This is a genomic window from Streptomyces sp. NPDC029139 (assembly GCF_055564335.1).
On record NZ_JBVHWN010000010.1, the window covers coordinates 190,773 to 205,759 of the forward strand.

Annotated in this window: 16 protein-coding genes; 7 read left to right on the top strand and 9 right to left on the bottom strand. The window is 71.0% G+C overall.

Features of this window, described 5'->3' with window-relative positions; genetic code table 11:
- Positions 1-29: 29 nt before the first annotated feature.
- Complete coding sequence (locus tag ACZ4VW_RS22715; RefSeq protein WP_467965156.1) at positions 30-2,438, bottom strand: cation-translocating P-type ATPase; 2,409 nt, start codon at positions 2,436-2,438, stop codon at positions 30-32.
- Between the two features lie 101 nt (positions 2,439-2,539).
- On the bottom strand, positions 2,540-2,812 hold the full coding sequence (locus tag ACZ4VW_RS22720; protein ID WP_467965158.1) for a DUF2530 domain-containing protein: 273 nt from the start codon (positions 2,810-2,812) through the stop codon (positions 2,540-2,542).
- Positions 2,813-2,957: 145 nt separating this feature from the next.
- On the opposite strand from ACZ4VW_RS22720, the gene ACZ4VW_RS22725 reads away from it, so the two are divergent.
- The gene (locus tag ACZ4VW_RS22725) at positions 2,958-4,403 is read left to right on the top strand and encodes an NCS2 family permease (RefSeq protein ID WP_467965160.1); all 1,446 of its coding nucleotides are present in this window, start codon (positions 2,958-2,960) and stop codon (positions 4,401-4,403) included.
- 4 nt (positions 4,404-4,407) lie between these two features.
- Here ACZ4VW_RS22725 and ACZ4VW_RS22730 read toward each other — a convergent pair whose 3' ends face one another.
- The gene (locus ACZ4VW_RS22730; protein ID WP_467965162.1) at positions 4,408-4,605 is read right to left on the bottom strand and encodes a ribbon-helix-helix protein, CopG family; all 198 of its coding nucleotides are present in this window, start codon (positions 4,603-4,605) and stop codon (positions 4,408-4,410) included.
- Positions 4,606-4,737: 132 nt separating this feature from the next.
- On the opposite strand from ACZ4VW_RS22730, the gene ACZ4VW_RS22735 reads away from it, so the two are divergent.
- A complete protein-coding gene (locus ACZ4VW_RS22735; RefSeq protein WP_467965164.1) occupies positions 4,738-5,178 on the top strand; it encodes a MarR family winged helix-turn-helix transcriptional regulator in 441 nt (146 codons plus the stop codon).
- 30 nt (positions 5,179-5,208) lie between these two features.
- Entirely contained in the window at positions 5,209-6,546 is a 1,338-nt protein-coding gene (locus tag ACZ4VW_RS22740) for an MFS transporter (RefSeq protein WP_467965166.1), read from the top strand.
- Positions 6,547-6,596: 50 nt separating this feature from the next.
- Here the strand turns inward: ACZ4VW_RS22740 and ACZ4VW_RS22745 are convergent, their stop codons facing one another.
- Positions 6,597-7,103 carry a GNAT family N-acetyltransferase gene (locus ACZ4VW_RS22745; protein WP_467965168.1) on the bottom strand — a complete coding sequence of 169 codons (507 nt, stop codon included), beginning with the start codon at positions 7,101-7,103 and terminating at the stop codon, positions 6,597-6,599.
- 33 nt (positions 7,104-7,136) lie between these two features.
- On the opposite strand from ACZ4VW_RS22745, the gene thpR reads away from it, so the two are divergent.
- On the top strand, positions 7,137-7,706 hold the full coding sequence (gene thpR, locus ACZ4VW_RS22750; protein ID WP_467965170.1) for an RNA 2',3'-cyclic phosphodiesterase: 570 nt from the start codon (positions 7,137-7,139) through the stop codon (positions 7,704-7,706).
- Positions 7,707-7,906: 200 nt separating this feature from the next.
- On the opposite strand, the gene ACZ4VW_RS22755 is transcribed toward thpR, so the two are convergent.
- Both ACZ4VW_RS22755 and ACZ4VW_RS22760 read right to left on the bottom strand, forming a co-directional pair.
- Entirely contained in the window at positions 7,907-8,899 is a 993-nt protein-coding gene (locus ACZ4VW_RS22755; protein WP_467965172.1) for an aldo/keto reductase, read from the bottom strand.
- Positions 8,900-8,964: 65 nt separating this feature from the next.
- A complete protein-coding gene (locus tag ACZ4VW_RS22760; protein WP_467965174.1) occupies positions 8,965-9,498 on the bottom strand; it encodes a MarR family winged helix-turn-helix transcriptional regulator in 534 nt (177 codons plus the stop codon).
- A gap of 86 nt (positions 9,499-9,584) precedes the next feature.
- Here ACZ4VW_RS22760 and ACZ4VW_RS22765 point away from each other — a divergent pair, with 86 nt between their 5' ends.
- Positions 9,585-10,004, top strand: a complete 420-nt coding sequence (locus ACZ4VW_RS22765; protein WP_467965176.1) for a carboxymuconolactone decarboxylase family protein — start codon at positions 9,585-9,587, stop codon at positions 10,002-10,004.
- 6 nt (positions 10,005-10,010) lie between these two features.
- Here ACZ4VW_RS22765 and ACZ4VW_RS22770 read toward each other — a convergent pair whose 3' ends face one another.
- Positions 10,011-10,694, bottom strand: coding sequence for a GDSL-type esterase/lipase family protein (locus tag ACZ4VW_RS22770; protein ID WP_467965178.1), 684 nt, complete (start codon positions 10,692-10,694; stop codon positions 10,011-10,013).
- An 86-nt stretch (positions 10,695-10,780) separates the two neighbouring features.
- Positions 10,781-11,917, bottom strand: coding sequence for an amidinotransferase (locus tag ACZ4VW_RS22775; protein ID WP_467965180.1), 1,137 nt, complete (start codon positions 11,915-11,917; stop codon positions 10,781-10,783).
- Between the two features lie 344 nt (positions 11,918-12,261).
- Between ACZ4VW_RS22775 and ACZ4VW_RS22780 the strand changes: the two genes are divergently transcribed.
- Positions 12,262-13,254: an SGNH/GDSL hydrolase family protein gene (locus tag ACZ4VW_RS22780; RefSeq protein WP_467965182.1), complete on the top strand. Its 993-nt coding sequence runs from the start codon at positions 12,262-12,264 to the stop codon at positions 13,252-13,254.
- A 28-nt stretch (positions 13,255-13,282) separates the two neighbouring features.
- Here ACZ4VW_RS22780 and ACZ4VW_RS22785 read toward each other — a convergent pair whose 3' ends face one another.
- Positions 13,283-13,750: a pyridoxamine 5'-phosphate oxidase family protein gene (locus ACZ4VW_RS22785; RefSeq protein ID WP_467965184.1), complete on the bottom strand. Its 468-nt coding sequence runs from the start codon at positions 13,748-13,750 to the stop codon at positions 13,283-13,285.
- 129 nt (positions 13,751-13,879) lie between these two features.
- Between ACZ4VW_RS22785 and ACZ4VW_RS22790 the strand changes: the two genes are divergently transcribed.
- On the top strand, positions 13,880-14,863 hold the full coding sequence (locus ACZ4VW_RS22790) for a WD40 repeat domain-containing protein (protein WP_467965186.1): 984 nt from the start codon (positions 13,880-13,882) through the stop codon (positions 14,861-14,863).
- Positions 14,864-14,987 lie beyond the last annotated feature (124 nt).

The window sequence follows — 14,987 nt, forward strand, 5'->3', positions numbered from 1 at the left end:
CATGTCTGGCGGTGGGCGGAGCCCGTGTGTCAGGCGGGGAACCTGTGGTCCACCCACCGCCAGGCGAACTCCAGGATCACCGCACCCGCCGCCGCGATCGCCACCGCCGTCCAGGGCATCGTCACGCCCACCAGCTTCAGGGCGAAGAAGTCCTGGAGCCAGGGGACGACCAGGACGAGGAGGAAGGCTCCGCCCATCGTCGCCACCAGGGCGATGCGCCACCAGGTGTAAGGGCGGGCGACGATCGCCAGGACCCACATGGAGACCAGGAAGAGCGTCAGCGTGGCGGCGCTCGTCTCCGCGTCGAGCGCGCCCGGGCCGCTGTAGTGGGAGCGGGCGACGAGGTACGTGGTGAAGGTGGCCGCCGCCGCGACGATGCCGCCCGGGATCGCGTACCGCATCACCCGTTTCACGAAGTGCGGCCGGGCGCGCTCCTTGTTGGGGGCGAGGGCGAGGAAGAAGGCCGGGACGCCGATGGTGAGCGTCGACAGCAGGGTCAGGTGCCTCGGCAGGAAGGGGTACTCCACCTGCGAGCAGACCACCAGGATCGCCAGGAGCACCGAGTACACGGTCTTCGTCAGGAACAGTGTCGCCACGCGCGTGATGTTGCCGATCACCCGGCGGCCCTCGGCGACCACCGACGGCAGGGTGGCGAAGGAGTTGTTCAGGAGCACGATCTGGGCGACGGCCCGGGTCGCCTCGGATCCCGAGCCCATCGAGACGCCGATGTCGGCGTCCTTGAGCGCCAGGACGTCGTTGACGCCGTCGCCGGTCATGGCGACCGTGTGGCCGTGGGACTGGAGCGCGCCGACCATGTCCCGCTTCTGCTGCGGCGAGACCCGGCCGAAGACCGCGTTGTCGTCGAGCGCCTGGGCCATCTCCGCCCGGTCGGTGGGCAGTCCGCGGGCGTCGACGGTGTTCTCCGCCCCCGGCAGGCCGAGCTTCCCCGCCACCGCCCCGACCGAGACCGCGTTGTCGCCGGAGATGACCTTGGCGGCCACGTTCTGGTCCGCGAAGTAGGCGAGGGTGTCGGCCGCGTCCGGCCGCAGCCGCTGTTCGAGGACGACGAGGGCGCTGGGGACGGCGTCGTCGGCGACGTCGGGGGCGTCCAGTTCGCGGGTGGTACGGGCGAGGAGGAGGACGCGGAGCCCCTGCTCGTTGAGGTGGTCGATCTCGGCGAGCGTCGGGTCTTCGGCCTTCAGCAGGACGTCGGGGGCGCCGAGGAGCCAGGCCGAGGTCTCGCCGTCGCCCTCGCTGAAGGCCGCTCCGCTGTACTTGCGGGCGGAGGAGAAGGGCAGGGCCTTGGTGCAGCGCCATTCGTCGGCGTCGGGGTAGGCGTCGATGATGGCCTGGAGGGAGGCGTTGGGGCGCGGATCGGACTCGCCGAGGGCGCCGAGGACCTTCCGTACGTACTCCTCGCCGTTGTCGTTGAGGGTGCGCAGTTCGGTGACGTCCATGCCGCCCTCGGTCAGCGTGCCCGTCTTGTCGAGGCAGACGACGTCGACGCGGGCCAGGCCCTCGATGGCCGGCAGCTCCTGCACGAGGCACTGCTTGCGGCCGAGCCGGATCACGCCGATCGCGAAGGCGACGGAGGTGAGCAGGACGAGCCCTTCGGGGATCATCGGGACGATGCCGCCGACGGTCCGGGCCAGGGAGTCCTTGAGGTTGGTGTCCTTGACGACGAGCTGGCTGATGATGAGGCCGATCGCGGTCGGGACCATCATCCACGTCACGTACTTGAGGATCGTGGAGATGCCGGAGCGCAGCTCGGAGTGGACGAGGGTGAAGCGGGACGCCTCCTCGGCGAGCTGGGCGGCGTACGCCTCGCGCCCGACCTTGGTGGCGGTGAACGCGCCGCCGCCGGCGACCACGAACGAGCCCGACATCATCGTGTCGCCGGGTTTCTTCACCACCGGGTCGGCCTCGCCGGTCAGCAGCGACTCGTCGACCTCCAGGTTGTCGACCTCCGCGACCTCGCCGTCGACGACGACCTTGTCGCCGGGGCCGAGCTCGATGAGGTCGCCGAGGACGATCTCGGAGGTGGAGACCTCGGTGGAGACGCCGTTCCGGCGGACGGTCGGTTTCGCCTCGCCGATGACGGCGAGTCCGTCGAGGGTCTTCTTGGCGCGCAGCTCCTGGATGATGCCGATGCCGGTGTTGGCGACGATCACGAAGCCGAAGAGGCTGTCCTGGATCGGTGCGACGAAGAGCATGATCACCCACAGGACGCCGATGATCGCGTTGAAGCGGGTGAAGACGTTGCCGCGGACGATGTCGGCGGCGGAGCGCGAGCTGCGGACGGGTACGTCGTTGACCTCGCCGCGGGCGACGCGCTCGGCGACCTCGGCGGAGGTCAGTCCGGCGACGTGGTGGACGACGCGGGGTTCGTCCGCCGTGCTCTCCCTGTCGCCGGTGTCGATCTTCGCCCGCTGAGTCATGTTCTCGACGGTACGACCGGAAGGGCGCGTTCACCCGCCGAGGACGCGGAAGATCCGACCGGGGGAGGACGCAAATGGTCCCCCGGTACTACGGGCCCGGTCTACGGGACGTGGGGCGTGGCGCTCCCGGCGGCCTCGTGCCGCTTGATCGCCGCGTCACGCTTGCGGACGTACCAGATGCCGATCAGACCGAGGCCCGCTCCCGCCAGGCAGGTCCACACCCACCACGTCAGGTCGCGGTCGTCGAACCAGCCGTAGAAGGGGAGCTGGACGAGGAAGAGGACGAACCAGAGGATCGTGCCGCCGGTGATGGTGGCGACGACGGGCCCCTCGAGGGGCTCGGGTGCCTCGTGCTTCGGTGTCCACTTCGCCATGGGGTCAGTGTAGGTGGCGGGAATGCGTATCTACGCGCGGAGATGGACGCTCGCTCGTTCATGTGTTCATACTGAAACGGTTTGCCTCTGGCGGGTTTCCCTCGTATGAACCGCCAAAAGGACTTTCTCCGAAGAGGAACCCCCCATGAGCACCACGGCCACCGCCAAGGCCACGTCCCCCGAGGGCCCCGACGTTCCCGTCTCGGGCCTCGACCGCTTCTTCAAGATCTCCGAGCGCGGCTCGACCGTCGCCCGCGAGGTCCGCGGCGGCTTCGCCACCTTCTTCGCGATGGCCTACATCATCGTGCTGAACCCGATCATCCTCGGCAGTGCCAAGGACATGTACGGGCACCAGCTCGACGGTGGCCAGCTCGTCACCGCGACCGTCCTCACCGCCGCCTTCTCGACGCTCCTCATGGGCGTCATCGGCAACGTTCCGATCGCCCTCGCGGCCGGCCTCGGTGTGAACACCGTCGTCGCCCTCCAGCTCGCCCCGAAGATGTCCTGGGCGGACGCCATGGGCATGGTCGTCCTCGCCGGCATCGTCGTGATGCTGCTCGTCGCGACGGGCCTGCGCGAGCGCGTGATGAACGCCGTCCCGGTCGGCCTGCGCAAGGGCATCGCGATCGGTATCGGGCTGTTCATCATGCTCATCGGCCTCGTCGACTCGGGCTTCGTCTCCCGTATCCCCGACGCCGCGCACACCACCGTCCCGCTCCAGCTCGGCGGCGACGGTCACCTCACCGGCTGGCCGGTCCTGGTCTTCGTGCTCGGCACGCTGCTCACCCTCGCGCTGATCATCCGCAAGGTGCCGGGCGCCATCCTCATCTCCATCGTGGTGATGACGATCGTCGCGATGGTGATCAACGCCGTCGCCACCGTGCCGTCCTGGGGCCTGACCACCCCGACCTGGCCCGGGAACCCGGTGGCCTCGCCCGACTTCGGGCTGGTCGGCGAGGTGAGCCTGTTCGGCGGCTTCGGGAAGGTCGGGATGCTGACCGGCGTCCTGTTCGTCTTCACCGTGCTGCTGTCCTGCTTCTTCGACGCGATGGGCACCATCCTGGGCGTCGGTGACGAGGCGAAGCTGATCGACAAGGACGGCGACTTCCCCGGCATCAACAAGGTGCTGCTGGTGGACGGCCTGGCCGTCGCGTCCGGCGGCGCCACCTCCTCCTCGGCCACCACCTGCTTCGTGGAGTCCACGGCGGGCGTCGGCGAAGGGGCGCGCACCGGCCTCGCGTCGGTGGTCACCGGTGGTCTGTTCTCGGTGGCGCTGTTCCTCACGCCGCTCGCCACGATGGTCCCGTCCCAGGCGGCCACTCCCGCGCTGCTCGCGGTGGGCTTCCTGATCCTGGCCGGTTCCGTGAAGGACATCGACTGGAGCGACTTCACCATCGCCGTGCCGGCGTTCCTGGCGATGGTGATGATGCCGTTCACGTACTCGATCACGAACGGCATCGGCATCGGCTTCATCGCCTTCAGCGTGCTGCGGCTCGCCGCGGGCCGGGGCCGCGAGGTCCCGGTGGCCATGTACGTCGTGTCGGCGGTGTTCGTCTTCTACTACGCGATGCCGGCTCTCGGCCTCACGTGACCCCTCACGGAGCGTTCGTGGGCTTGAGCCCGTAGAACTTCTCCGTCTCGTCGACGGCGGAACTGAACCGTTCGTCGAAGTCATCGCGGATGAGCGTCCGGACCACATAGTCCTGGACGCTCATTCCGCGTTTGGCGGCGTGTCCCTTGAGACGGTCGAGCAGCTCACCGTCGATGCGCAGGCTGAGCACGGTCGATCCCATGCCCGTCAGGGTCGCGGCAGGAACGGTGCTCTTGCGTCACTTTCCGCATCCATCTCACTCGTTCGGGTGACAGATTCGGTCACGGGCATTCCGGATGGTATTTAGACTGGGTAATGAGTTATGCTAACGAACATGCCTGACCTGTCCCATGGCACCGCCGACGCGGCCGCCGTGAACGAGCTCCGCTCCGCCGTCATGCGACTGGGCCGACGCCTCAAGCACCAGCGTGTCGACGAGTCGCTGAGCCCGACCGAGATGTCGGTGCTCGGCACCCTCGCTCTCTGCGGCTCCGCCACCCCCGGCGAGCTGGCCCGCAAGGAGCACGTCCAGCCGCCCTCGATGACCCGCATCGTCGCGCTGCTCGAAGCCAAGGGACTGGTCCGGCTGGAGCCGCACCCCGACGACCGCAGGCAGAAGGTCGTCACCCAGACCGAGCGGGCCGAGGCCATGCTGGAGGAGTCCCGCCGCAAGCGGAACGCCTGGCTGGCCTCCCTCGCCGAGGGCCTGGACGAGGACGAGTGGGCCAAGCTGCGCGCGGCCGCCCCCGTCCTGGAGAAGCTCGCCCACCTGTAGACATCCCCGACGCCGAGGAGGCGACGCACTTTGAGTACGGGACCCGGAGCAGACTCCGCACCCGTCCACAAACCCGATACCCACACCCGCGGGCGGGGGGAAACCTTCTCCTCACTCCGCATACGCAACTACCGGCTGTTCTTCACCGGTGCCATCGTCTCGAACACCGGCACCTGGATGGCCAGGATCACCCAGGACTGGCTGGTCCTGAGCCTCACCGGATCAGCCGCCGCCGTCGGCATCACCACGGCGTTGCAGTTCCTTCCGATGCTGCTGTTCGGTCTGTACGGCGGTGTCCTCGCCGACCGCTACCCGAAGCGGCGCATCCTGCTGATCAGCCAGGCCGCGCTCGGCCTCTGCGGGCTCGCGCTCGCCGCCCTGACGCTCTCCGGCCACATCCAGGTCTGGCACGTCTACCTGGTCGCCTTCCTGCTCGGCATGGTCACCGTCGTCGACAACCCGACCCGGCAGTCCTTCGTCTCCGAGATGGTCGGCCCCGACCAGCTGCGCAACGCCGTCTCCCTGAACTCCGCGAACTTCCAGTCCGCCCGGCTCGTCGGCCCGGCCGTCGCGGGCCTGCTCATCGCCACCGTCGGCAGCGGCTGGTCGTTCCTGCTCAACGGCCTGTTCTTCCTCGCCCCGCTCGCCGGTCTGCTCCTGATGCGCCCCGCCGAGTTCCACAAGGTGGAGCGCGCGCCGCGGGGCAAGGGCCAGCTGCGGGAGGGCCTGCGGTACGTCGCCGGGCGGCCCGACCTGATCTGGCCCATCGTCCTCGTGGGCTTCGTCGGCACCTTCGGGTTCAACTTCCCGATCTGGCTCACGGCCTTCGCCGACGACATCTTCCACGTGGGCGCGGGGACGTACGGCTTCCTGAACACGCTCATGGCGGCCGGCTCGCTCGCCGGCGCCCTGTTCGCCGCCCGGCGCGGCAGCACGCGGCTGCGGATGCTGGTCGTCGCGGCGGTGGTCTTCGGCCTCCTGGAGATCGCGGCCGCCTTCTCCCCGTCCTTCTGGCTCTTCGCGTTGCTGCTGATCCCGATCGGCATGTTCGGCCTCACGGTCAACATCACCGCCAACTCGGCCGTCCAGCTGGCGACCGACCCGGTCATGCGGGGGCGCGTCATGAGCCTCTACATGATGGTCTTCGCCGGAGGCACCCCGATCGGGGCGCCTCTCCTCGGCTGGATCACCGACACGTACGGGCCGCGGATCGGCTTCGCGACGGGCGGCCTGGTCTCGCTCACGGCGGCCTGCGTCATCGGCCTGGTCCTGGCGCGGGTCGGCGGTCTGAGGATGTCCTTCGGCTGGCACCACGGCCACCCCCAGGTCCGCTTCGTCGCCCGCGACCGCCTGACGACGGCGGCGTAGCCGGGTACCCCGGGGGACGGGCGTGTCCGCCCGTCCCCGGGGCCGAGCCGTCAGACCCGGCGCTCCAGCACCTGGCCCGGCCAGTCGCCCACCGTGAACGGCTCCGTCCTCGTGAAGCCCTGGCGCTCGTAGTACGCCACCAGGCGGCCCTCGCTGCCCGCGAAGCAGTCCACCCGCAGCAGCGAGATCCCCTGGCGGCGGGTCTCCTCGACCGAGTGGGCCAGCAGGGCCGCGCCCACGCCCCGGCCGTGGAACCGCGCGTCCGTCGCCAGGAGGTGGACGTAGACCTCCGGCTCGTCCACCGGCGCCACGTACGACGTCGGGTGCGGGGTCAGCGTCACGGTGCCCGCCGGCTCGCCGTCGATCTCGGCGATCCAGGGGGTCCCCGAGGCGACGATCTCCCCGACCTTCCGCACCGCCGCGGGCTTCGACGTCCACGGGTCCGTGCCCCACTGGTCCGTGATGCCCATGCCGTTGAGCCAGACCACGGCGCTGTCCAGCATCGCGAGTATCGCGGGGACGTCGTCCGCCCCGCCCTTCCTGATCGTGATCTCCATCCGGCCCACGGTAGTCACTGCCAGACTCTCCGTATGAGGCTTTTCGCCGCCGTACTGCCACCGCCCGAGCAGCTGACCGAACTCGCCCGGGTCGTCGACCGCCTCGCCCGCCTGCCCGGTGCCGAACGGGTGCGCTGGACCGCGCGGCCCGGCTGGCACTTCACGCTCGCCTTCATGGGGGAGGTCGACGAGGAGCTGCTCCCCGACCTCCACGAGCGGCTCGCCCGCGCCGCCCACCGGACAGCGCCGTTCGGTCTGCGTCTGCACGGCGGCGGGCGCTTCGGCCGGGCGGTGCTGTGGACGGGGGCCGCCGGGGACCTCGACACGATGCGGCTGCTCGCCGAGCGCGCCGACGCGGCCGCCCGCCGGGCCGGGGTGCCGATGGACGAGCACCGCCGCTACCAGGCGCACCTGACGATCGCCCGCTCGCGCGACGGCGTCGACCTGCGCCCCTTCGTCGACGCGCTCGCCCCCTTCGAGGGCGCTCGCTGGCAGGTCTCCGAGCTGGCACTGGTGCGCAGCAACCTTCCCGGCGGCGGCGTACCGGGGGAGCAGCCCCGATACGAGACGGTCGGCGCATGGCCGCTCGGAGGGGCGGGTTAACCTCGAAGGGTGGACCCGAAAACCCGTAACCGGATCATGGCCGGTGTGCTCGTCCTGATGTTCGCGATCATCGCGGTGGCCTCCGTGGTCGGTCAGTAGCCGAACCACCAGGCCCCCGCCGCCGGCCGCCGGCCGCCGCCCCGCTCACGGGGCGACGGCCGTTCTCGCGTACGGCTACGTCCTCACCGGGTGAAGACCCCTCACCAGGCGAACGCCTCGGGGGACGGGCCCGGGCCGGGGAAGATCTCGTCCAGGCCGGACAGCACCTCGTCGCTCAGCTCCAGCTCCAGCGCCCGCAGGGCGGACCGGAGCTGCTCCGCGGTGCGCGGGCCGACGATCGGGCCCGTGACGCCGGGGCGGGTGAGGAGCCAGGCCAGGGCCGCCTCGCCGGGCTCCAGGCCGTGCTTGTCGAGCAGGTCCTCGTACGCCTGCACCTTGGCCCGGACCGCGCTGTCGGTCAGCGCCTCCGCGGTGCGGCCCGAGGCGCGCCGTCCGCCGCTGGTCTCCTTGCGGATGACGCCGCCGAGCAGACCGCCGTGCAGCGGGGACCAGGGGATGACCCCGAGCCCGTAGTCCTGGGCGGCGGGGATGACCTCCATCTCGGCGCGGCGCTCGTAGAGGTTGTAGAGGCACTGCTCGCTGACGAGGCCGACCGCCCCGCGCCGGGCGGCGCTCTCGTTGGCCTGGGCGATCTTGTAGCCGGGGAAGTTGGAGGAGCCCGCGTAGAGGATCTTCCCCTGCTGGATCAGGACGTCGATCGCCTGCCAGATCTCGTCGAAGGGCGTGTGCCGGTCGATGTGGTGGAACTGGTAGATGTCGATGTAGTCGGTGCCGAGCCGCTTGAGGGAGCCCTCGACGGCCCGGCGGATGTTCACCGCGGAGAGCTTGTCGTGGTTGGGCCAGACGTTCTCGCCCTCGGCCGCCATGTTGCCGTAGACCTTGGTGGCCAGGACGGTCTTGTCGCGCCGGCCGCCGCCCTGGGCGAACCAGCTGCCGATGATCTCCTCGGTGCGGCCCTTGTTCTCACCCCACCCGTAGACGTTGGCCGTGTCGAAGTAGTTGATCCCCGCGTCGAGGGCGGAGTCCATGATCGCGTGGCTGTCGGCCTCGTCGGTCTGGGGTCCGAAGTTCATCGTGCCGAGGACGAGTCGGCTGACCTTGAGTCCGGTGCGTCCGAGCTGTGTGTACTTCATGGGGCACAAGCCAACGCCTTGGAGCGCGCTTCAAGCAAGAGGGGCCCGGCGCCCGGTCGTTGGGATCAGTTGCCGCCGAGCCAGCTGGTGGCGTCGAGGCGGTGGGCGGTCCCCGGCGGGACGACCTGGCGCAGGGCGGTCTCCATCTCCCGTACGCGGTCGGCGCCGAGGGTCGCGCACCACTCCGCGCGCAGCTCGTCGAAGACGGCGGCCGAGCGGGCCAGGGCGTCGCGGCCGTGCGCGGTGAGGCGGACGAGTTTGCGGCGTGCGTCGGCCGGGTCGTCGGCGCGCTCGGCGTAGCCGACGGCGAGGAGGCGGTCGACGGTCTTGCCGGCGGCCTGCTTCGACACCCCGAGGTGACGTCCGATCTCGCTCGCGGTGGCTCCCCGGGGGCCGCCCGCGCCGATGGCCTGGAGGGCGAAGCCGTGGGCGGGGCGCAGCTCCGGGTGGCCCTGGCGGGCGAGTTCGGCGTGCAGCCGGTCGATGAGGGTGCGGAAACCGGCGAAGAGGAGCAGGGGCAGCTCGAACCCCGGAGTGGAATCCCCCTTGCCGATATCGACAACCTGGTTTACGTTTCTCTCCTCCGCATGGTCAACCATGTTGTCGATCCTATCTCTCTGTCCCAGGAGCCGCCTTGTTCACCGATCACACCGTAGAGACCGCCCCCGCCGCCTCCCGTCCCCCCATGGAGAAGGTGACCGCCGCCTGGGGGCACCTCCCGCAGGCCGTCGCGCGCATGGCGGAGTCCCCGCACGCGCTGGACGGCTTCCTGAGGATGAGCGCGCTGTTCGAGACCACCACGCTCGACCCGCACTCCCGCGAGACCGTCATCCTGACGGTCGCCGAGCGGAACCAGTGTCATCTGTGCATCGAGCTGCACGAGCGGAAGCTGGCCGCTCTCGGCCCGGCGGAGCAGCCCGGACGACTGCGGGCCGTACGGCAGTTCACACATCAGGTCCTCGCCGCGTCGGGTGCGGTGAGCGACGCGGAACTGGAGCGGTTCTTCGCGCACGGCTACACCCGCCAGAACGCCCTGGAGGTCGTCCTGGGCATCGGCGCGTACACCCTGTCCACCCTGGCGAACCGGCTCACGCGCTCGGCGTGAACGCGCTCAGCGCGCCCGGTAGGGCGCACCCAGGCCCCACGCCTGCTGCATGGCCGCCGCGAAGGCGCCCGCCAGCTTGTGCTCTCCGGTCGGGCCGGGGTGCGTGCCGTCGTACGTGTCGGCGCGGAGGTCGTACGACTCCGGGACCGTCGCGAGCAGCAGCGGCGACGCGGCCGTGTCCAGGTCCGCGACGGCCTTCGCGAGCAGTTCGTTGAAGCGCTCGCACTCGGCGGCGAACGGTGCGTCGGACTCCGCCCGTATGTTGGGGATGACGGGCAGGACCACGGCCCTGAGGTGCGGGTTCGCCGCGCGGGCGGCGGCGACGAAGGCGCGCGTGTTCTCGGCCGTCTGACCGCTGTCGGTGTAGAAGCCGAGGTCGATCAGGCCGAGGGAGACCAGCAGGACGTCCGCCGCGCTCGCGGTGACCGCCTCGCCGATCAGCGGCGCCATGTGCAGCCAGCCCTCGCCCCATCCGGCCAGATGCCGCCGGGCCGGCGCGGGGAAGTCCGGGTCGGCGTAGGCGTGCGAGAGCGGCGCGTCGGCGGCCGTGTCGTACAGCGCGGTGCGCGGCCCGACGATCTCGTACTGCCCGGGCAGGACCGCTTCGAGGTGCTGCCACATGCGGTAGCGCCAGGTGTAGTCGCCGGCGCGTCCGATGGTGCAGCTGTCGCCGACGAACATGAAACGCATGGCGCTCATTCTCGCCGAGGGCGCGGACCCCCGGCGACGTGATCCAGGACACCGGAGGGGCGGGACCGCCTGGCCAGGGACGGGACTCAGTCCATGTACGACTCGAGCGTCCCGCGCCGCCGGACGTCGACCGTCGCGCAGTGGAACGAGCCGCCGAACGGCGCGTAGTGCAGCAGATCGCAGGGGATCGGCTCGAAGCCCCACCGTTCGAGCGCGCGCAGCATGCCGGTGTGGTGCCGCTCCGCGATCACCCGCTTCTCGTCGAGCATCAGGACGTTCATGCTGAGCCACTTGCCGCACATCGAGGTGAGCCTGAGCAGCGGGTCGCGGATCGGGTCCGGCTCGGGCGCGACCAGGACGTCCCACGAGCTCAGGACGTCGGGCAGCCGGTCGACGTCGATGTACTCGGGGTTGACCAGCACCTTGCCGGGCGCGAGCGGGACGAACGTCGTGTCGATGTGCATGGGAGTGCGGCAGCGGCTCTCGATCTCGTGGATGCGGTAGCCGGGTCCGAGGTGGCGGCGCAGCCACTCGATGCCCATGCGGTTGGTGACATTGCTCCGGGTGACGAAGAGGTCGCGTCCGGCGCGCACGAAGTCCGCCGCGTCGAAGACCGGCTCGAACTCGGTGAGGATGTAGCGCATGGGCTCGCCGTCCGCGGGGGCCCGGAAGTCCTCCTCGAAGAGGGCGTCGGTGAGCTGCGGCTTCGGGGCCGCGGTCCAGCGCGCGCCACGCCGGAAGTAGTCCTTGATGAGCGTGCGGTAGGAGTGGGTCTCGAAGTACCGGCTCGGCCATGCTCCCGGCGTCTCGATGATCTCGTCGCCGACCACGAGCAGGGTGTCACGGGGGCAGGAGTTGCAGAAGCCGCGCGCGGACCAGTCGGGGGTGCCGAAGCGCTTCTTGTAGTCCACCGCGTCCGGCCGCCGGACCGTGACACCGAGGGACTGCAGGAGGGTGACGAAGCCGTCGAGCTCCTGCTGCGCCTGACGGAGCAGCAGGCGGGGATACCGGAGGCCCGCGGCCCGAGCCTGCCACCGTGCCGCCCGGGGCGGGATGTTGCAGGTGACGACGGGGTGATCCGACGGGATCGTCGCGCCCTCCAGGCGTCCGACGATGACCTCCTCCAGCGGGTCCCACTCGTTGTGGGAACCGACCGGTGAGACGCGGGACTCCACCGTCGCCTCGGCAGTCGCCGGGATGCCGAGCCGCTCCTCCACCGCCATGTTCCACCACCTTCGATCACAGAAGTCGGCCACTTTCCGTGTTCGACCGTGACCCCACGTGAACACATGGGAGGGGGCAGGTCAACGAACGGCGCCGTCCGCGTCGCCGCCGTCGCGCACGCTCGCGGCGGGGTGGGGAAGCCGCCGGGGGTCGGCCCGTGCTCCCCGTCATGCGCCGCGAATACCCCCGGCGCGCCCCGTTACCCGAGGTCGGCCCCGCATTTTTCGCACGGTGCGGGGTGATGGTCCAGGGAGGTGAGGACCGTACGTCCCGGGCGAACGGCGAACGGCGAACGGCGAACGGGGGACCGGGAACGGTGAAGGAGAACGGAGGAACGGCTCTGATGAGGACCGCTTGCGTGGTGGCGGCCGCGCTGCTGGTGTCGGTGCTGCCGACGTCCGCGGCGCCCGCGAACCCCGAGAAGATCCCCACGGTGTTCCTGGGCGACGCCTCCGTCGGCGGGTACGGCATCGCGCCCGTCGACCAGGGCGCGCTGCTGTGCGTGCGGGCGGCGGAGAACCTGCCGGACGTGATCGAGGACCAGCTCGCCGATCAGTCGATCCTGCTGGACATCACGGCGGACGTGTCGTGCACGGGCGCCGCGCTCCACCATGTGTGGGAGGAGCAGGACCTCGGGGGCGGCGCGGCGGCGCCGCCGCAGAAGCGGGCACTGACGAAGCGGACACGGCTGGTGGTCGCGGGCCTGGGCGCCGGGACGGTGGGCCTCGGACAGATCCTGAAGCAGTGCTCCGCGAAACTGCGCGGGACGGACGGCGCGCATCTGCCGGACCGTCCGGTGGACGCGGCCTCGCCCGCGGCACGGTGCCGTGCGTACTTCTCGAACGGCGCGGGCGCGGCCTGGCTGGCGGCGCGGTTCGAGCGGACCGGCAAGGACCTCGACAAGCTCTTCTCCGAGATCGGCAGCGAGGCGCCGGAGGCGAAGACGGTTCTGGTGGGCTATCCCCGCCTGGTGCCCAAGGACCGGACGCTCTGCCGCGCCCCGCTCCCCGGCGGGGGTGGCTCCCCGCTCGGGGACGTACCGGAGGAGGCGTGGGCGTTCCTCGACGAGAAGGTCCAGGCACCGCTCAACGCGCTGATGGCGGCGGGAGCGAAGCGAGCGGGGGCGCACTTCGTCGACCTGTACGCGGGAACGGGCGCGGCGACGGTGTGCGACGGCACGGACCGGGCGGTGGGCGGCCTGCTCGAACCCTCGCAGGTGACGCTCCTGCACCAGACGCTGCCGTGGTTCCTCAGGTCGAACGAGACCGGCCGGGACGCCAACGGCGACGCGGTCGCCCAGTCGATCGCGGCGATGTACGGCCACGGCCCCGCCTGACGCCCCCCGGCACGTCCAGGAGGGATTCCTAGCCGTTGATGTCGAGCGCCGTGCCGTACAGCCGGTCCACCTTCAGCCGGATGACGACGCGGCGCTCGTCCACCGTCTGCGCCAGGAAGGCGTCCGCGGCCTCACCCTGCGGCCTCGCGGCCTCGGGGACCATCGAGAGCAGCTCCCGCCCCACCGCGTCACCGGGCGTGGTCGTGGTCTCCGAGACCTCGGCCTCGCCCTCGGCCACGGCGAACGACCACACGTCGCCGCCCGGCACGTGCACGGCCGCGCGCGGGTCCCGCCGGAGCTGCTTGACCTTGACGCGGTCCTCGGTGGTGGAGAACCGTACGATGCGCGCCGCGGCGTCCCAGCTGTAGAGCATGGTCGTGAGGTGGGGGTGGCCACTGCGCTTGTTGGTGGCCAGGGTGCCGAACTGCTGCCTGCTCAGCAGCTCGGAGAGCTCGGTGTCGGTCAGGGGGCGGGGAGGCGCGGGCTTCTGAGTCATGTCGGGGCCAACTCCCGTACGGGCAAAAGAATTCCGGGCCGCGTCTCATGGCGCGGCGTGCGGGGCGGCCGGCGGACCGGACCTCCGGCCGGCGTCGGCTTCGCCGCCCTCCGTGGCAGGCTGGAGGGCATGCGATCACTGCTGGGCGTCTCCGGTGCCGCCGTCCTCGTCCTCCTCTCGGGCCCGGCCGTGTACGCCGCCGAGGCCGACGGGGACTTCACGATCAAGGACCTCCGGATCACCGAGTCCAGCGGTCTCGCCGCCAGCCGCGCCCACCCCGGGGTCTACTGGACGCACAACGACCAGGACGCGCCGCTGATCTACGGCATCGACTCCCGTACCGGCGAGACGGTCGCGACGCTCACCATGAAGGGCGTCGGCACCCCCCGGGACATGGAGGCCATCTCGGTCGGTCCGGACGGCGACATCTACGTCGGCGACATCGGCGACAACCGGGACGGCACCTGGGACCACGTCTGGATCTACCGCTTTCCCGAACCGAAGCGGCTGAAGGACCAGACGGTCACGGCGCGGCAGTACGACGTGAAGTACGCGGACGGGCCGCGCAACGCCGAGGCCCTGATGGTGCACCCGAAGACCGGCCGGGTCTACATCGCCAGCAAGAACGAGAAGACCGGCGGGCTGTACGCGGGCCCGGAGCGGCTGTCGACCGCGGGGACGAACGTCTTCCGCCGCGTGGACGACGTGCCGTGGGTGACCGACGGCGCCTTCTCGCCGGACGGCGACCGGCTGCTGCTGCGCGGCTACTTCAGCGCCCAGGAGTACGCGTGGAAGGACGGCCGCCTCGGGGACGACGGCACGTCCGTGGGGGCGCCCTTCCAGGGGCAGGCGGAGTCGGTGACGTACACGAGGGACGGCGCGGCGCTGATGTTCGGCTCGGAGGGCGAGGGGAGCCGGGTCGTGCGGGTGGAGAGGGACCGGCCGAAGCCCTCGGAGAGCGGCGGTACTCCGGCGCCGGCCCCGTCCTCGTCGTCCGGCGCGCGGCAGCCCGGCGCGGAGGCCGACCGGGGCAACTTCACCGTCGGCGTGATCGTGCTCGCCGCCGCCACCGCCCTGGTCATCGGCGGGAAGCGCCTCCTGCGCCGCGGCTGACGAGCACCCCTCCGGCGGGTACGCGGCGCCGGGGCCGATGCCCTCGTGGCCGCCGCCGGTGGCCCCGGACCGTCGCGGGGCGGCACGACGAAGGGCCCGGCATCGACCATGTCCGATGCCGGGC